At 67.0% G+C, this 17,022-nt stretch carries 20 protein-coding genes; 11 read left to right on the forward strand and 9 right to left on the reverse strand.

The features are described from left to right. Positions 1–88: 88 nt before the first annotated feature. Positions 89–505 (reverse strand): helix-turn-helix domain-containing protein, encoded by a 417-nt coding sequence (locus ACJ7Z0_RS25655; protein WP_434792088.1) that lies wholly within the window; start codon positions 503–505, stop codon positions 89–91. A gap of 114 nt (positions 506–619) precedes the next feature. Between ACJ7Z0_RS25655 and ACJ7Z0_RS25660 the strand changes: the two genes are divergently transcribed. Then, positions 620–1,501 (forward strand): class I SAM-dependent methyltransferase, encoded by an 882-nt coding sequence (locus ACJ7Z0_RS25660; protein WP_434792089.1) that lies wholly within the window; start codon positions 620–622, stop codon positions 1,499–1,501. Between the two features lie 6 nt (positions 1,502–1,507). On the opposite strand, the gene ACJ7Z0_RS25665 is transcribed toward ACJ7Z0_RS25660, so the two are convergent. The 3 genes from ACJ7Z0_RS25665 to ACJ7Z0_RS25675 are packed head-to-tail and all read right to left on the reverse strand — an operon-like array spanning position 1,508 to position 5,373. Then, the gene (locus tag ACJ7Z0_RS25665) at positions 1,508–4,036 is read right to left on the reverse strand and encodes a cbb3-type cytochrome c oxidase subunit I (RefSeq protein ID WP_434792090.1); all 2,529 of its coding nucleotides are present in this window, start codon (positions 4,034–4,036) and stop codon (positions 1,508–1,510) included. Further along, positions 4,037–4,981, reverse strand: coding sequence for a cytochrome c oxidase subunit II (locus ACJ7Z0_RS25670; RefSeq protein ID WP_434792726.1), 945 nt, complete (start codon positions 4,979–4,981; stop codon positions 4,037–4,039). Positions 4,982–4,986: 5 nt separating this feature from the next. Beyond that, positions 4,987–5,373 (reverse strand): c-type cytochrome, encoded by a 387-nt coding sequence (locus tag ACJ7Z0_RS25675; protein ID WP_434792091.1) that lies wholly within the window; start codon positions 5,371–5,373, stop codon positions 4,987–4,989. Positions 5,374–5,451: 78 nt separating this feature from the next. Here ACJ7Z0_RS25675 and ACJ7Z0_RS25680 point away from each other — a divergent pair, with 78 nt between their 5' ends. Next, entirely contained in the window at positions 5,452–6,324 is an 873-nt protein-coding gene (locus ACJ7Z0_RS25680) for a c-type cytochrome (RefSeq protein ID WP_434792092.1), read from the forward strand. Positions 6,325–6,598: 274 nt separating this feature from the next. On the opposite strand, the gene ACJ7Z0_RS25685 is transcribed toward ACJ7Z0_RS25680, so the two are convergent. Both ACJ7Z0_RS25685 and ACJ7Z0_RS25690 read right to left on the reverse strand, forming a co-directional pair. After that, complete coding sequence (locus ACJ7Z0_RS25685; protein WP_434792093.1) at positions 6,599–6,901, reverse strand: hypothetical protein; 303 nt, start codon at positions 6,899–6,901, stop codon at positions 6,599–6,601. After that, a complete protein-coding gene (locus ACJ7Z0_RS25690; protein ID WP_434792094.1) occupies positions 6,901–7,326 on the reverse strand; it encodes a hypothetical protein in 426 nt (141 codons plus the stop codon). The genes ACJ7Z0_RS25685 and ACJ7Z0_RS25690 overlap by 1 nt, the downstream gene beginning before the upstream one ends. 118 nt (positions 7,327–7,444) lie before the next feature. On the opposite strand from ACJ7Z0_RS25690, the gene ACJ7Z0_RS25695 reads away from it, so the two are divergent. Next, positions 7,445–8,017 (forward strand): hypothetical protein, encoded by a 573-nt coding sequence (locus tag ACJ7Z0_RS25695; protein WP_434792095.1) that lies wholly within the window; start codon positions 7,445–7,447, stop codon positions 8,015–8,017. Here ACJ7Z0_RS25695 and ACJ7Z0_RS25700 read toward each other — a convergent pair. Beyond that, positions 8,014–8,493, reverse strand: coding sequence for a DUF421 domain-containing protein (locus tag ACJ7Z0_RS25700; protein ID WP_434792096.1), 480 nt, complete (start codon positions 8,491–8,493; stop codon positions 8,014–8,016). The two genes, ACJ7Z0_RS25695 and ACJ7Z0_RS25700, sit on opposite strands and share 4 nt — an antisense overlap. Before the next feature lie 242 nt (positions 8,494–8,735). On the opposite strand from ACJ7Z0_RS25700, the gene ACJ7Z0_RS25705 reads away from it, so the two are divergent. Then, positions 8,736–9,050: a plasmid stabilization protein gene (locus ACJ7Z0_RS25705; protein ID WP_093011506.1), complete on the forward strand. Its 315-nt coding sequence runs from the start codon at positions 8,736–8,738 to the stop codon at positions 9,048–9,050. Between the two features lie 24 nt (positions 9,051–9,074). After that, entirely contained in the window at positions 9,075–9,548 is a 474-nt protein-coding gene (locus ACJ7Z0_RS25710) for a CBS domain-containing protein (RefSeq protein WP_431122600.1), read from the forward strand. Positions 9,549–9,569: 21 nt separating this feature from the next. Here the strand turns inward: ACJ7Z0_RS25710 and ACJ7Z0_RS25715 are convergent, their stop codons facing one another. Together ACJ7Z0_RS25715 and ACJ7Z0_RS25720 are read right to left on the reverse strand one after the other, a co-directional pair. Next, entirely contained in the window at positions 9,570–10,160 is a 591-nt protein-coding gene (locus tag ACJ7Z0_RS25715; RefSeq protein WP_434792097.1) for a cysteine hydrolase family protein, read from the reverse strand. Next, positions 10,157–10,357 (reverse strand): hypothetical protein, encoded by a 201-nt coding sequence (locus ACJ7Z0_RS25720; protein WP_434792098.1) that lies wholly within the window; start codon positions 10,355–10,357, stop codon positions 10,157–10,159. Before ACJ7Z0_RS25720 ends, ACJ7Z0_RS25715 begins: the two co-directional genes overlap by 4 nt. A 416-nt stretch (positions 10,358–10,773) precedes the next feature. Here ACJ7Z0_RS25720 and ACJ7Z0_RS25725 point away from each other — a divergent pair, with 416 nt between their 5' ends. From ACJ7Z0_RS25725 to ACJ7Z0_RS25750, 6 genes are all read left to right on the forward strand, one after another. Next, entirely contained in the window at positions 10,774–11,946 is a 1,173-nt protein-coding gene (locus ACJ7Z0_RS25725) for a DUF3182 family protein (protein WP_434792099.1), read from the forward strand. Then, positions 11,927–12,706, forward strand: a complete 780-nt coding sequence (locus ACJ7Z0_RS25730; protein WP_431122590.1) for an alpha/beta hydrolase family protein — start codon at positions 11,927–11,929, stop codon at positions 12,704–12,706. The genes ACJ7Z0_RS25725 and ACJ7Z0_RS25730 overlap by 20 nt, the downstream gene beginning before the upstream one ends. A gap of 17 nt (positions 12,707–12,723) precedes the next feature. Next, entirely contained in the window at positions 12,724–13,215 is a 492-nt protein-coding gene (locus tag ACJ7Z0_RS25735; protein WP_434792100.1) for a hypothetical protein, read from the forward strand. A gap of 118 nt (positions 13,216–13,333) precedes the next feature. Further along, positions 13,334–13,831, forward strand: coding sequence for a hemerythrin domain-containing protein (locus tag ACJ7Z0_RS25740; protein ID WP_434792101.1), 498 nt, complete (start codon positions 13,334–13,336; stop codon positions 13,829–13,831). Between the two features lie 105 nt (positions 13,832–13,936). Then, positions 13,937–14,530 (forward strand): hemerythrin domain-containing protein, encoded by a 594-nt coding sequence (locus ACJ7Z0_RS25745; RefSeq protein WP_434792102.1) that lies wholly within the window; start codon positions 13,937–13,939, stop codon positions 14,528–14,530. 61 nt (positions 14,531–14,591) lie between these two features. After that, positions 14,592–17,012 carry a catalase gene (locus tag ACJ7Z0_RS25750; RefSeq protein ID WP_434792103.1) on the forward strand — a complete coding sequence of 807 codons (2,421 nt, stop codon included), beginning with the start codon at positions 14,592–14,594 and terminating at the stop codon, positions 17,010–17,012. Positions 17,013–17,022: the final 10 nt, after the last annotated feature.

Below are 17,022 nucleotides of genomic sequence, written 5' to 3' on the forward strand. Positions count from 1 at the left end.
GGGCAATGCAGGGGCCGATGGCGGAGTTCAGGGCGGGGGGATCATAGTGTTGAATCAGGTACGTGGCTCCTGTGTCGTCGCTCCGCGTTCAAGAAGGAACGCCCGGTTGCTTGCCTTTCTTTCCTTGCGCCTTGATGGCTCCAGACGCAGCCGCCCGCAGGATGCGGCGGAACGTCGGGCATTCCATGTGGCTGGGAGCAGGGCAGGCGGCCGCATGCCGCAGGCCGTCGCGCATGGCGCCCAGTTTGCGGATCGTCCGGTCCAGTTCGTCCGCCTTGGACGCGAGCATCTGCCGGTCGATGCGCGGCTTGCCTTCCGGCGCGAACATGAGTGCAATCTCATCGAGCGAGAAGCCCGCGGCGCGCCCGACGGCGATCAGCGCCAGCCGTTCCAGCACGCCAGAATCGAACAGGCGGCGCAGGCCGCGCCGGCCGGTGGAGGCGATGAGCCCCTTCTCCTCATAGAACCGCAACGTCGATGCGGGAACGCCGGATCGCTGCGCCACTTGGGCAATGTCCAGATGTGTCGTTGTTGTTGTTGTCACCTCTTGACCTCAAGTCGACTTGAAGTTGCACAGTCTAGCTTCCGCCTCTCGAGGCCAGCCAAAGGAGAAACGATCATGGACATCACGCAACAGCAACAGCAACAGCAACAGCAAAAGGAAACCGAACAGACCGCGCTCTGGAATGGCCGCGCCGGTCATGCCTGGGTCGACGCGCAAGAGTTGCTCGACGCGATACTGCAGCCGTTCGAAGACCGGCTCGTCGACGCGGTGCGCGCCGGGTCGGCGCAGCGGGTGCTCGACGTGGGTTGCGGCACGGGCGCGACCACGCTGGCGGTTGCGCGGCTGCTGGCCGGCGCGCAAGGCAGCTGCATCGGCGTCGACATCTCGCAGCCGATGATCGCCGCCGCCCGGGCACGCGCGCAGCAAGAGGGCGTGCCGGCAAGCTTCATCTGCGCCGATGCGCAGCGCCACGCCTTCGAGCCTGCGAGCTTCGACATGATCATTTCGCGCTTCGGCGTCATGTTTTTCGACAGCCCGGTGCAGGCCTTTGCAAACCTGCGGCACGCCGCGCGGGGCGGCGCGGCGCTTCGGGCCCTCGCCTGGCGCAGCCCCGCGGAAAATCCGTTCATGACGACGGCCGAGCGGGCCGCCGCACCGCTGCTGCCCAACATGCCGGCCCGCCAGCCGGATGCGCCGGGACAGTTCGCCTTCGCCGACCCGCATCGGGTGCGTTCCATTCTGGAGGAGAGCGGCTGGAGCGGCATCGACATCCAGCCCGTGGATGTAGCCTGCACGATGCCCGAGAAGGATCTGCGCGGCTATTTCACCCGGCTCGGCCCGCTGGGCCTGATGCTTCAGGAGCAGGCGGCGGACGAGCGCACGCGCGCGCAGGTCATCGACACGGTGCGCGCCGCGTTCGACCCGTACATGCACGGCAGCGAGGTTCGCTTTACGGCGGCCTGCTGGATGATCGGCGCCCAGGCAGCTTCCGCGTAGCGGCGCCTAACCCAGCAGCCGCGGCACCAGTTGCACCGTGAGCGCCGCCAAGATCCCTTGCGCGGTCACGCAGTGCCACATCGGCCCGGTGTTGTCGATTGTTGCGCGTGCTGCGGGCTGCAGCCGGCCGGACCACGAGCGCACCAGCACGTAGCCGCCCATCAGCAGCAGCACGGCGATGTGGAACGCCTGGTAGCCCAGCAGCATGCCGACCGATGCGCTCCAGCCTTGCGCGCGCGGCTCGAGCCCGGCCAGCAGATGGCCGCCGATGTCGAGCGCGGCCGAGGCGGCTGCAGAGGCCATGGCCAGCGCCATGAAGAGGCGCAACAAGCGCTGCCCGCGCGCATCGGCCGTGCGCAGTGCGCGCGTGGCCAGTGCCATGGCGGCGGAGCCGGCCGCGAGCAGCAGCGCCGCGCCCAGCGGCCAGCGCGCAGCCGGCAGCGCGGCACCGGGTGGCGGGCACACGTCGCTCGCCATGGCGAGGTGCACGTGGGTGTACAGCAGCGACACGAAGATCGTCATGTCCACCGCAATCAACACGATCATGGCCCACCACGAATGCGATGCCCGGCCCTGCGCGCCGACCGGCAGGCGCAGGCCATGGCCCACGTCGACCACGGCGGTCGGTGGCGGACGGTCGGAATCCCAGAGCCAGCGCATGATGCACGCCACCGCGATCACCCCGCATGCAAAGGCCGGCAGGGTTTGAGACACCGTGAGAAGAAGAAAGAACCCGGCCGTGCTCGCCGCCGCAGCCAACGGCCACCAACTGTCCGTCGGCAGGCGCAGCAGGTGCATCGGGCGGGCATCGCGCCAGCTGGTCACCAGCGTTTCGCGGCCGCCGAAGACGGTGCCCGGCAGCAAGTGCCGGCCGGCATCGACCTCTTGCGGCAGCGTGGGGCGCTTCCACAGCGGGTAGCGCGAATCCACCTGCGGGATGCTGCGCGCGCCGTATTCGCGCGACGGCAGCCATTCGAGCGTGCCCGCGCGCCACGGGTCGCCGTGGTCGCGCGAGGGCCGGCGCAGCGTGCGAAACGCATCGACCATGAAGAGCAGCACGCCGGCCGCCAGCGTGTAGGCGCCGACGGTCGACAGCATGTTGAGCGTGTTCCAGCCCAGGTCGCCGCCATAGGTGTACACGCGCCTCGGCATGCCGAGCATGCCGGCAAGGTGCATGGGAAAGAACGCAAGGTTGAAGCCGCCGAACATGAGCCCGAACACCCAGCGGCCCCAGCGCTCCGAAAGGCAGTGGCCGTTGTAGAGCGGCGCCCAGTAGTAGAACCCCGCGAACACCGGAAACACCATGCCGCCGATCAGCACGTAGTGCAGGTGCGCAACCACGAAGTAGCTGTCGTGCGCCTGCCAGTCGAAGGGCAGCACCGCCACCATCACGCCCGTGAGGCCGCCCAGCACGAAGATGAAATGAAAGCCGAGCAGGAACAGCGTTGGCGCATTGAGCATCACGCGGCCGCGCCAGAAGGTCGCGATCCACGCGAACACCTGCACGCCGCTCGGTAGGGCGACGATGAAGCTCGCGGCGGACACCACCAACAAAGACAGGTTGCCGAGGCCGGCGGTGAACATGTGGTGCGCCCACAGCGCAAAGCTCACCGCGCCCACGCCGACGAGCGCCAGCACCACCGCGCGGTGGCCCACCAGCGGCGTGCCCGCGAGTGTGGCCACCATCATCGAGACCATGCCCGCCGCGGGCAGGAAGATGATGTAGACCTCCGGGTGGCCGAAGAACCAGAACAGGTGCTGCCACAGCAGCGGATCGCCGCCGCGTGCGGGAATGAAAAATGGCCAGTCGAATGCGCGCTCCAGCTCCAGCAGCATGGTGGCGGCAATCACGGCCGGGAACGCGATGGCGATCATCAGCGCGGTGACCAGCATGGCCCAGGCGAAGATGGGCATGCGCGCGAGCGTCATGCCGGGCGCGCGCGTGAAGAGAATGCCCACGATCAGCTCGATGGCGCCGGCAATGGCCGAGATCTCGATGAACCCGATGCCCAGCAGCCACCAGTCGGCACCGCGTCCGGGCGAAAACTCCTTGCCGGTGAGCGGCGGGTACATGAACCAGCCGCCGTCGGGCGATTGGCCGAAGAAGATGGTGCAGAAAAAAGCGAATCCGCCGATGGCATAGGCCCAGAACGCGTAGGCCGAAAGCAGCGGAAACGGCAGGTCGCGTGCGCCGATCATGCCCGGCAGCAAATAGATGGCCACCGCTTCGACAATGGGAACCGCAAACAAGAACATCATCACGGTGCCGTGCATCGTGAAGAGCTGGTTGTAGGTGCGGGCGTCGATCAGGCCGTTGTCGGGCACGGCGAGTTGCGTGCGCATCATCAGCGCCAGGATGCCGGCCAGCACGAAGAAGAGCATCGCCGTCACGATGTAGAAAACGCCAATGCGCGTGTTGTTCACCGCCGAGAGCTGCCGCCACCCGCTGGGCGGGCGCCATGCACGCTCGAGCGCCTCGCGTTCTCCGGCGGGGCGCGGCTGCGGGTTCGAAGTGTGGTCGAGGGCTTGCGTCATCTACTTCAGCTGCGTGAGCCAGGCGGCGATCGATTGCAGGTCTGCGTCCGCGATGCGTTCGCCCGACGACGGCATGCGCGCGCCGGGCTTCAGCTGCTGCGTGTGGGCCACCCATGCCGCGAGTTGCGCCGGCTCGTTGGGCACGGTGCCGGCGCCCAGGTGCAGCCGGCTGCCCACGTGGGTGAGGTCGGGCCCGAGGCGGCTTTCTTCGCTCACGCCGCGCACGGTGTGGCAGGCGTTGCAGCGGTGCGCCAGAAAGGCTTGGCGGCCGCGCTCGATCTCGGGCGATGCCACCGATGCAACGGCGGGCCTCGCCTGTGCTGCTAGCCAGGCATCGAATGCGGCCGGCGCTTCGGCCACCACGTGCAGCGCCATGCGCGCATGCTGCTCGCCGCAATACTCGGCGCACTGTCCACGCCATGTGCCGGGCCGGTCGGCCTGCAGTTGCAGGTGCTGCACGTGGCCGGGCAGCATGTCCATCTTGCCGCCGAGCGACGGCACCCAGAAACTGTGGATCACATCCGCGCTGCCAAGGCCGAAGTACACGGGCCGGCCGACCGGGATGCGGATCTCATTGGCCGTGACCACCTCGGCCCCGGTGGCCGGGTCGCGATAGCGAATCTCCCACCACCACATGTGGCCCGTGATCCCGACGATCAGCGCGTTCGGCGGCGGAACGGGCTTCCACGGCGGCCGGTGCCATTCGCTGTAGGCGAAGAGCGCCGCAAGCACCACGGCCGGAAACACGAGGCCGCCGCCGATGATCCACCAGCGGGTGTCGACCGTACCGCCGCTGCGGCGGCGAACCGCAAGGGCGAGCAGCCCCATCACCGCGGCAAAGATCAGCGTCCCGCCCACGGCCAGCACGCCGCTTACTTCCAGCAGCGCTTCCGCGACGGGGCCCGCGGCCCGCAGGGCGGATTGGGGCAGCCCCGCGGCAGTCATCGCCGTCATTCGAGCGCAAGCAGGTAGGCCGCCATGTCGCGCGCATCCTCCGGCGACACGCCCATGGCCGGCATGATGGTGCCGGGCACCAGCGTGGCGGGCGCCACGATCCAGCGCACCAGATGCTCGGGCCCGTTGGGCACTTGCCCGGCAATGTAGCTGCGGCGCCCGAAGGCCGCGAGCGTGGGGCCCGTGCGTCCGCGCGCGGCCTGCACGTCAGGAATGGTGTGGCAGCTTCCGCACTGGTACTGGGCCAGCAGCAGCCGCCCGCGTTCGCGCTGGGAGGAGGGGGCGCGAAGCTGTTGCTCCTCGGGCGTGCACCCGGCCGCAAGCACTGCCAGCACCAGCACGGCGAGCGGGCAGACAGCGCGGTACGACGGGGCGGCCACCATGCCGCGATTCTCCGGACTGGAACGCGGCTTGCGCCGACACGGCGGCGCCGGTGCGCGTCGGACAATGCCGCCAATTGATTGCTGCCGATGGGTGCGCCGAAGACCGTTCTTCTCACCGTTGCCGTGCTGGGCCTAGGAGGCGCGGCGGTGGCTGCGCTGGTGGTGTACGGCGGCTTGTACAACGTGGCCGCGACGGTGCAGCACACGCAGCCGGTCCATTCGCTGCTCGAAACGGCCATGCACCAATCGGTGAAGCTGCGCGCCCGCAACATCAAAACGCCGCGGCTCGACGACGAGCAGCTCGTGATGCGCGGCGCGGCCTGCTTTCGCGACAAGTGCGTGCAATGCCATGGCGCACCGGGCGTTGCGCAGGGCGACATCGGCAAGAGCATGCAGCCCCTGCCAGGCCCGCTGGTGGATGCGCGGCTCCACTGGAAACCGCGCGAGCTCTACTGGATCACCCGGCACGGCATCAAGATGAGCGGCATGCCGGCGTGGGAGTTCAGGATGTCCGACGAAGAGCTCTGGTCGGTGGTGGCGTTCCTGGCGCGCCTGCCCGATCTCACGCCGCAGCAGTATGCGCAAGCCACGCACGTGGAAGCGACGGGCGCAGAGGGCGCGCCGACCCCATCGGCATGCGGGGCCGTGGCCGGCCCGGCGCCGGTCCATGCGGGCGATGTGCGGCGTGGCGCGCGGGCGCTCTTTCAATACGCCTGCAACGCCTGCCACACGATTCCGGGCATCACGAGTTCGTCTCCCAACGTGGGGCCGCCACTCGCCGGTATCGGCGGCCGTTCGCTCATCGCGGGAAAACTCGCCAACACGCCGGACAACATGGTCCGCTGGCTGCGCCAGACGCATGGGGTCGACCCCCTCACGGCCATGCCGGAAATGGGCGTGACGGAGCAGGACGCGCGCGACATTGCCGCGTACCTGGCAACGCTGCGGTGATGCTGGCTAGGGCCTGTTCACACTACTAACGGAGATCGCGTTGTTCGGCAAAGGGGCTGGCTGCAAGGCGCCCGTGCGCAGCAAGGCTTGTGCCTTGCAAGCGCGGGCAACGCCGCAGACGGCCCCTTTGCCGAACAACCCGAAGGGAAGGCATGCCAAAGCGGCCAACTCCGCGTTGCACTCCTTGCGTGTGCCGACGCACACGCATCGTCGTGCGCCTTGATTTGTCCGCTTTGGCATGCCTTCGCGACTCCGTTAGTAGTGTGAACAGGCCCTAGTACTTGGCGGTGATGCGCTCGTCGTCGACCGTGGCAATCCGCAGCCGGGCCCGCTCGTGCTTGATGACGAGCTCGGCGCATCGCCGCTGCACGGATGCGTCCGCCGAAGGCCGATCGCTGCAGTCCACGAGAAGCTGCGACTCTTCAAAGTCCAGGCCGTGAAGAACCTCCTGGCCGTGCGAATTGAGGGCCAGGAGGTTTTCCGCCGACAACTGGGCGCGCAGGGCTTCCGAAATGGCAAGCGTCTGCAATGGCTTCACCGTTTCGTCTTTGGAGCGCTGGTTCTTTCCGCCATTCATTATTTCTTCATTGCCTTGATGTCGGCCTTGCCCTTTGCCTCTTCGGCCTTGGCTTCCTTCACGCAGGCGTTCTTGGCATCACCCTTCAGGTCGTCGCACTTTTCCTTGGCGACCTTGTAGGTGGCCTCCACCTTGGCTTCGGCGACCTTGCGTGTGTTGCCGTCGCTGGGCTTCTGCTTCTGGTCGAGTTCAGCCTTGGCAATCTTTTCCTTGCCCTTGGCTTCTTCGATGCAGACGTCCTTGGCGTTGTCCTTCATTGCATCGCAGGCAGCCTTGGCGGCCTTGTAGTCGGCCTCGATCTTGTCGCGGGCAGCCTTGAATTCGGCAATTGCCGGATCGGCCGGAGGCGCGGGGTTCACTTGCGCATGCACCTGAACGACGGTCAGGCAGGAAGCTGCGGCACACATCAATAACAGTCTCTTCATGGTGTGATCTCCTGGACGCGCGGGGGTTTTTATTGCAACGGAGGCTCCGGCGTCGAAATCAATATAGAAGCCGGCGGCCCTGCGCCGGTAGGACGCTTCGCGGAGCGGCCGTAAGCACATGCCGACGCTTGGGCATGGCGTCGTCTGGCGGGCAGGTCGTCGGCACCCGCCGCCGCAGGCGATGCGCCCCGTCCTACCGGGCGGGCTGGTGCGGGGCGCACACTGCCTGAACGCGAATCCACAGGAGATCGCCATGCAAAAGCTTCACGCGTTGTTCGTTGCCATCTGGGTCATGTGCGCGGCCGTGGTTCAAGTGGCTGCGCAGACCCCGCCGCCGCATCCGGCCGAGATCGACCCCACCCTCGTCGAATACAGCGCCGCCCGGGAACGGATCGGCGCCACTTCCAAGGTGGCTTTGGGCCAGTGCGAGGCATTGGCCGGGCCGGGCCGCATCGTCTGCATCAAGGAAGCCCAGGGCCGTGAAAAAATCGCCCTGGCTGAACTCGATCAGCAGCGCAATCCGAGCGACGCCAATGCCCGCCGGCTCGCGGAAATGAGAGTGGCGGTGAACTACGAGATTGCCGTCGAGAAGTGCAACGACCGCCAGGGCAGGGACAAGGCCGAATGCCTTTCACGCGCCAGCGCCGAAGAATCGAAGGCCCGCGCCGGTATCAAGGCATCGGGAAGCTAGTCGTTGCGAATGACGCTGACCTTTCCGTCGCCCTCAAGCCGCGCGATCTTGATCACGCTCAGGTCGTCGATGCCTTCTTCGCGCAGCTTTGCCAGCACCTCTTCGACGGTGATGCGCTCCTTGCGCAGCGTGCGCGCCACGAACTTGCCGTGCCTCACCAGCGGTTCGGCCGGCGGCTCCAGAAAGGCCGCGACCTTTGCAAAGCGGTAGGCAAGCACGTCCAGCAGGTAGTTCCATCCGATCAGCGTGCCCAATAGGGCGATGCCGTTGGTGACGGACCTGTATTCGCCCTGCATGGCATTGCTCGACGCATCGGCCACCAGCACGATGAACAGCAGGTCGGCCATGCTCATCGAGCCCACGTCGCGCCGCAGCACGAACCGGAAGACGATCAGCAGGAACCAGTAGATGACGCTGCCGCGGACCACCATCTCGAGCAGCGGCTGGTCGGGGGAGAACAGATCGGACAGGTTCATATACGCCCTTCGGCGGCGGCGAGGGCGGCCACCTGCACTCGAAATGTTCCGCGCATGCGAGGGTGCCGGGTGTCGTGCAATCGGCTTCAGGGGCCGTCGGCGCAATCCCACATCGGGCCGGCGGGCCGCATGGCATTTGCGTGCCCGCCAGACTGCTCCGACGTACAGGTCCTGCATCTTCCGACCCTCGTCGCGAGTGGGCGGCGCACGATGCAATCCCATCACACTTCAGGAGAGCAAACATGCCAAGAGGTGACAAGTCGTCCTATACGGACAAGCAGAAACGCAAGGCCGAGCACATCGAGGAAGGCTACGAGCACCGCGGCGTGGGCAAGGCCGAAGCCGAGAAGCGCGCATGGGCCACGGTCAATGCCGAAACCGGCGGTGGCAAGAAGAGCGGCAGCGGGCGCGGCAAGGCCGAGAACCACGCGCCTTCGCGCAAGGGCGGGCACAAGGGCGGCGCTGCGGCGGCATCGCGCACCGCCGCCGAGCGCTCGGCCTCTGCCAAGAAAGCGGCCGCCACCCGCAAGCGCAACGCCGAGCATCGCAGCGGCTGAGCCGATGAACCCAGGAGATTCCCCATGACTCGCGTATCTGAACTGATGACCCGTGGCGTTCGAACCCTGTCGCCCTCGGACTCGGTGGCACTGGCCGCCCAGGCCATGGACGAGCTGGACATCGGCGCCGTTCCCGTGTGCGACGGCCAGCGGCTGATGGGCATGGTGACCGACCGCGACATCGTTCTTCGCGTGGTGGCGCAAAAGCTTCCGCCGGAGACCGCGTTGTCCGACGTGATGTCGAAGGACGTCAAGTGGTGCAGAGACAGCGACAACGTCGAAACGGTGATGGACGAGATGGCCGGCTACCAGGTTCGCCGGATGCCGGTGGTCGATGGCGACCGCAGGCTGGTGGGCATTCTCTCGCTCGGCGACGTGGCGGCGAAGGGCGACGCCGGCAAAGCGGGCGATACGCTCAACATCATTTCTCAGCCGGCCGAACCGGACCGCTCGAAGCAATCCGCGGCAAGCGGGCCTGCGGGTGGAGGCTCGTCCTGAGCGAGGCCTTTGCCGGTTTTTTCAGCGCTTCGCGGGCAGCCGGATGCGCGAGCCGGGCGTGGTGGAGACCCGCAGCGCTTCCTCCGCCTGGCGCAGAAAGCGCTGGTTGCGCGCGGGCGTCTGCGAGGCCACGCAGTCGCGCGGAACCACGGCTTGCAGATCGCGCATGCCCGCATCGGCCACGGTGGCCAGGATGCACTGGTCGCTCGCCACGCCGGTCACGATCAGCCGGTTGGCCTTCAGGTAGGCGAGCAGCAATTCGAGCGGCGTGGCAAAGAAGGCCGACTGCTTGGGTTTGAGGACGAAATAGTCCGTCTCCTCGGGCAGGAGCGCCGAAGTGATCTCGGCGCCGGCACCTCCCGCGGCCAGCGACAGTTCCACCAGCCTTGGAAAGTCCGAGCGCCAGCGCCCCCGGTTGTCGTTAACGTAAATGGTGGGCACGCCGGCGCGCGTGCAGCGTGCCTTCAGCGCCGCAATCCGCCCGGCGATGGCGTGCGCACCGGGCAGGAGCTTCTCGGCGTCGGGAAAATCCCAGCAGCCGATCATGTCGATGATCAGCAGGGCCGTATGGCCGGCCGCGGGAACGGGTGCAAGTACGGGAGGCCCGCTCACCGGTCGTCGGGCACGCCGAACGCAGCGCGCATCTCGTCGAGCCGCGCCTGCGCGACGTGAAAGCACTCGGAAATCTGCTCGGCCGTTGCCGCGGGATAGCCGGGTGGCGGCTGCAGCGCATTGCCCAGCCGTTCCCAAGCGGCCTCCCACGCCAGCTTGGCGAGCGCGCGGGACTCCGAGGTGGTTGGAGCGACCATGTTCGTCCTTGGTTTGCAAACGCAATGAAGTATGCGCCCGGATATCACTAAAGTGGTGGGGGCTGGCGGCGCGTAGGAGGCCGCTTTCACGACGACGCGCGTTATCCCGCCCTGCCGGGACGAAAGCTGTTCAACCATGGCGGCGAGGAGGATGACGGTTTCTGCATGCTGCAGTAAATTCAAAACTAGACCCGCGCACGAAGAGTTCTTGTAGGAGCCGGACCCATCGACATGCACGGATCACCGCCGCGCGCCCCAGCCACCGTTCACAAGGAGCTGCCCCGATGAAAACGACCGATCTCAGCCGGCCCTCTGCCATCGTCGCCGGCGCGTTGTCCGGCATCGGCCCGGAATGGGGACGCCGCTGGTTGGCCGGGCCCGGCACGGCGCAGCACCGCTGAACCCGGGCCGATCCCATGGACACCCTTTTCGGGTCCGGAGTCGCCGTCGTGGACACGGTTCGCAAGAGCACCGGCGGCAGCGTCGTGGTCTGGAGCGCGGATCCACAGGCCTATGCCAGCGACCATGAACGCGCCACGCGCAGCAATTTTGCGCAGCGGCTGGCGGCGCTGAAGCAGTACCGCTTTGCCGGCGAATACGACGCCTCGCGCGCCCACGAGAACACGCCGCTGTACTTCGTGCCGAGCGACACCGTCTCCAGCACGCAACTGGCGCGCTCGCTCGGCATCTCGACGCTGCACGACCTGTTCGGGGGCGTGGTTCCGTACCCCTTCGTGGCCACCAAGGCCATCACGCACCCGCTTGCCGGCCGCGCGGCCGCCTGTCCCGAGGGGTGGACGCCGGCCTTTCCCTCCGGCGTATCGGATGCGGTGCTCGACGGCTTCTCCGTGTTTTCGCTCGAGGACGCGCGATGGGCCGGGCGCCAGCTGCTGGAAAACGGCACGGTGCGCGTCAAGCCCGTGTGCGCCACCGGTGGCCGGGGCCAGACCATGGTCACCGACGCCGAGGCGCTGGACCGCTGCCTTGCCGCCATGGAAGAGAGCGAGATTGCGCTCCATGGCGTGGTGCTCGAAGAGAACCTCGAGAACCCCGAGACCTACAGCGTGGGGCAGGTGCTGGTCGATCACCTGATCATGAGCTACTACGGCCGCCAGCGCATGACCCGCGGCAACGATGGGCAGAGCGTCTATGGCGGCTCCGACCTGACGCTCGTGCGGGGCAACTTCGATGCGCTGCTCGCGATGACCAGCCCGCCACCGGCGCTGTGCCTGGCCATCGAGCAGGCGCGGCACTATAACCAGGCCGTGATCGACTGCTTCCCGGGTTTCTTTGCCTCGCGCGTGAACTACGACGTGGCGCAGGGCGTGGGCGCGGGCGGCACCTGGCGCTCGGGCGTGCTGGAGCAGTCGTGGCGCGTCGGCGGCGCGACCGGCGCCGAAATGGTCGCGCTCGAACTCTTCTGGGGCGACCCGACGCTCGACCGGGTGCGTGTTTCCTGTTTCGAGGCGTATGGTGCGGAAGCGCCGATCCCGGCCGATGCAAAGGTGCACTACCGCGGTATCGACAAACAGGCAGGACACCTCACCAAATACGCATTGCAAAAGCCGTATGACAGCGACCCGACATAACTTCATAGACATATCCGTAGACGGTCAGCACATTGCCGGAACGCTGGTTGCCGCCTCCACCATGGTGCCCGGCGTTCTCCTGGTCCACGGCTGGGATGGCAGCCAGGAGCAGTACATCGCGCGCGCGCACGAGATTGCCGCGCTCGGCTGCGTGTGCCTGACCTTCGACCTCCGCGGCCATGCGCGCCACGCCTCGCTGCGCCAGGAGGTCACCCGCGAGGACAACCTGCGCGACGTGCTCGCGGCCTACGACACGCTCATCAGCCACCCGACCGTCGACCCCGGCGCCATTGCCATCGTCGGCAGCAGCTACGGCGGCTACCTGGCGGCACTGGTCAGCGCCATGCGGCCGGTGCGCTGGCTCGCGCTGCGCGCGCCGGCGCTCTACAGGGACCGCGAATGGCTGGCCCCGAAGGGGCAATTGAGCAGGCCCGACCTCGTGGCCTACCGGCGCACGCTGGTCGGCCCGCGCGACAACCGCGCGCTGGCGGCATGCGAGGCGTTCGTGGGCGACGTGCTCATTGTCGAGTCGGAGCACGACCAGATCGTGCCGCACCCGGTGATCGAGAACTACCTGGGTGCGTTCAAGCGCGTGCGCTCGGCGACGTACCGGGTTCTCTCGGGCGCCGACCATGCGCTTTCCAAACAGGCGCACCGCCAGGCCTACGGGCAACTGCTCGTGTCCTGGATGACCGAGATGACCATCGGCGCCAGGGCGACCGGCGCCATGACGCGGCCCGTGGCCGCGAGTCCTGCGTAGGAGGCCCTATGAACCCCATGAAGTCTGCAAGCCCGCGGCAGCTGCAGGTGTTGCGAACCGGCCTGGTGGCCGGCACCTTGGCAAGCCTTGCCTCCACCGGGGCGCTGATGCTGTGCGGCCGCCGCGAGGCCGGCAGCATGGTGGCGCCCACCAATGCCACCAGCCACTGGCTGTGGGGCGACCAGGCCTTTGCGGTGCGACAACCTACGCTGAAGCACACGGCCATTGGATACGCCACGCATCACGCGAGCGCCATCTTCTGGGCGCTGCTCTATGCCTGGCTGCACGCGAGTCGGCACCCTGCGCAGTCGGTGCCCGCGGCGCTCGCCAGTGCCGGTGCCGCCACGGCGGTGGCCTGCGCGGTCGACTACACGATCACCCCGCGCCGGCTCACGCCGGGTTTCGAGCATCACCTTTCGAAACGTTCGATGGGCATCGTTTACGGCCTCTTCGCCGTGGGGCTGGCGGCCGGCTGCCTGCTGGCGCAGCGCGGGCGCGACCAGGCTTGATGGGGGCGGGAGCGCACGGGTAGTGCGCCGTGCTACGTGCACTCAAGGAGCTTTCCTACGTGGCGGGGTTTGCTGTCCTTTCATCGTTCAGCTTCCATCAACCCAACCGGAGCCCACGATGCCCACCTCCACCAAGCGTGCAGCACCCGATGCCTGCAGCCTTCTCGACACCGACCACCGCAACGTCAAGAAGATGTTCAAGGAGTACGAGGAACTGACCCATTCGCGAGCTGCCGATGCGCAGCAGAAGAAGCGCGAGCTTGCCAACCAGATCTGCACCGAGCTGACCGTTCACGCGCAGATCGAGGAAGAAATTTTCTACCCGGCGTTGCGCAAGGCGATCAGCGAAACCGATCTGCTGGACGAGGCCGAAGTCGAGCACGGCACTGCCAAGGAACTGATCGCGCAGATCGAATCGGCCACCGACGTGGACGACAAGTTCGACGCCAAGGTCATCGTGCTGGGCGAGTACATCGACCACCACGTGAAGGAAGAGCGCAACGAGATCTTCGTCAAGGCACGCGCCGCCAAGGGCCTGGACCTGATGGCCATGCGCGAGCAGCTTGCAACGCGCAAGGAAGAATTGATGGAAGAGCTCACGGGCGTGGCCGCCTGAGCGGGCGGTCCGACCCGGCCTTTGGCCATTGATCCCGACGATCCCGACGCCCGGCCGGCATCGGCCGGGCGCCCCCGCTTTTTCCCTCTCGCCTTGGAGCTCACCATGACAAGCATCGTCTCCCGGCTGTTTCCCACGGCGACCAACATGATTCGCCTGGACCACACGCATGTGCTTTCCACCTTTCACCAGTACAAGGCAAGTGCGCCGTCCCGCGTGAAAAAGGGCCTGGTCAACACCATCTGCACTGCACTCGAAATTCATGCGCAGCTCGAAGAAGAAATCTTCTATCCCGAGATGCGCAAGGTCTGCGAGGACGAGCGCATCACGAAGGCGCTCGACGAGCATTCGGAGATGCGCCGCCTCATCAGCCTGCTGCGCACCATGGAGCCCGAAGCGCACGACTACGACGAGACTCTGTCGTCGCTGATGCGCGACGTGATGCATCACGTCGCGGACGAAGAAACGATTCTGCTGCCCGCGGCCGAGAAACTGCTGGCCGACAAGCTCGGCGAAATGGGCGCGCAGATGACCAAGCGCCGGCTGCAGCTTGCCGGGCCGCGCTCCGGCGAGATCGCCCTGGACATGGGCCGCGCGGCTTCGGGCAACACCGCGGCCATCGCGATGGTCGGGCTGGCCGCTGCCGGGCTCTTGCTGGCACGGCGCTCCGGCCACCGGCGCTGGCATGCGCGCGCCTGAGCACGCCGGAGCACGCACTCTGTTGCTGCGACAGCGACGCAAGTCATTGAATGGAGTTTTCATGCCAACTTCCAAGACGCCTCCCGGTTCCGACCGCGCCACCACCAGCGCTGCGGCAGCCGCCCGCAACACCGACAGCGGCGCGGCGAACCTGCCGGGCGGAATACCGCCCGACCCACCATCGCAGAAGGCCGCGCACACGCAGGCGCTTGCGGCTTCGATACCGTTCAACGCGAACAAGCCGCTCGAGCATGGACACGACAACGCGCTTCACCCCCAAGCCGGCCAGACAGCCGAGCCGTTGTCGTCCGCGGCAACGGCCAGCACGCTTTCGGAAGAGATCGGCTCGGAGAAGGCTGGCGGCATGGCCATGCCGGGCCTGAACGCCACCATCGAATCCCTCGACCGGGTGCGCGTGGACTCGGGTGGCCAGCGGCTCACCACCAATCAGGGTGTGCCCATCGCGGACAACCAGAACTCGCTGAAGGCCGGCCTGCGCGGCCCCGCGCTGCTGGAAGACTTCATTCTTCGCGAGAAGATCACCCACTTCGACCACGAGCGCATTCCAGAGCGCATCGTGCACGCGCGCGGCTCGGGCGCCCACGGCTTTTTCGAATGCTACGAAGGCATTCCGCAGTTCACCAAGGCGGCCCCCTTGCGCGAAGCGGGAAAAATCACACCGGTCTTCGTGCGTTTTTCCACCGTGGCGGGCGAGCGCGGCTCCAAGGACACCGCGCGCGACGTGCGCGGCTTCGCCGTCAAGTTCTACACGGACGAAGGCAACTGGGACCTGGTGGGCAACAACATGCCCGTGTTCTTCATCCAGGACGCGATGAAATTCCCGGATCTCATTCACGCCGTGAAGCCCGAGCCGCATCACCAGATGCCACAGGCCGCGAGCGCGCACGATACCTTCTGGGATTTTGTCGGGCTCATGCCCGAGTCCACCCACATGCTGATGTGGGCGATGTCGGACCGCGCCATTCCGCGCAGCTTTCGCATGATGCAGGGCTTTGGCGTGCACACCTTCAGGCTTGTGAACGAAGCCGGCGATTCGGTGTTCTGCAAGTTCCACTGGACACCTGTTCTCGGAACCCATTCGCTGGTGTGGGACGAGGCGGTGAAGATCTCGGGCGCCGACCCTGACTTTCATCGCCGCGACCTGTGGGAGGCCATCGAGGCCGGGGAGTTTCCGGAATGGGAACTCGGCCTGCAGATCTTCACCGAGGAAGAGGCCGATGCCTTCAGTTTCGACGTGCTCGACGCCACGAAGATCGTGCCGGAAGAACTGGTGCCGCTCACGCCGGTTGGCCGCCTGGTGCTCAACCGCAATCCCGACAATTTCTTTGCCGAGACGGAGCAGGTGGCGTTCTGTGCCGCGCACGTGGTGCCGGGCATCGACTTCACCAACGACCCCCTGCTGGCCGGGCGCATCCACTCGTATGTCGACACGCAGATCACGCGGCTGGGCGGACCGAACTTTCATGAGCTGCCGATCAACGCGCCGATGGCGCAGGTGCACAACAACCAGCGCGACGGAATGCACCGCCAGGCCGTCCACCGCGGGCGCGCGGCCTACGAGCCCAACTCGCTGGGCGGCGGCTGTCCGTTCCAGGCCGGCGCTTCGGCGGGCTTCATGACCTTTCCGCAGCGCGTGGAGCAGGACAAGGTGCGCGGCAAGCCCGAGAAATTTGCCGATCACTACACGCAGGCCAGGCTTTTCTTCGACAGCCAGACGCCCACCGAGCAGGCTCACATCGCGGCGGCGTTTCGCTTCGAGCTCTCGAAGTGCTCCGTGCCTGCCGTGCGCGAACGCATGGTGGCGAGCCTCGTCAACGCATCGCCGCTGCTGGCGCAGCAGGTGGCCGATGGGCTGGGCATGCCGCTGCCGCCCGCGCTGCCCAAGGCACTCGAGCAGCCCGTGAAGCCGGAAGTGACGCGCTCGCCCTCGCTCTCGCTGATGGCGCGGCCCGGCGACGGATCGGTGCGAACGCGCAAGGTGGCATTGCTGGTGGCGGACGGCATACAGGGCGAGCAGATCGCGACCATCCAGGCGGCGCTGTTGGCCGAAGGCGCCGTGGGCCGATTGGTGGGCCCGCGCATCGGCCCGTTCCGCACCGCCGAGGGCGAGACGATGGAAGCCGATGCATCGATGGAGAACGAGCCCGGCTTCCTGTTCGACGCGCTCGTGCTGCCCGATGGAGCAGGCGGCGTGGAGCTTCTCTCCGCCAATCCCCACACCGAGCCGTTCATCAAGGATCAGTTCCAGCACGGCAAGACGATTCTTGCGCTCGGCGCGTCCGCCGTCCTATTGGCCGAAGCGAAGATTCCCGAGACCCTGCCTTCGGGCGATCCGGATCCGGGCGTGCTGCGCGCCGGGGCGGAGAATTTCGAGTCCGCGGTCGAGGCCTTCGTCGCGGCGCTCGCGAAGCATCGGCATCCGGCACGCGAACTCGGCGTGCTGGTGGCGGGCGACGACTAAGGGGAGAAAG

The sequence above is a fragment of the Variovorax palleresanus genome (assembly GCF_051144945.1).
In the GTDB taxonomy this organism is placed as follows: domain Bacteria; phylum Pseudomonadota; class Gammaproteobacteria; order Burkholderiales; family Burkholderiaceae_C; genus Variovorax; species Variovorax paradoxus_S.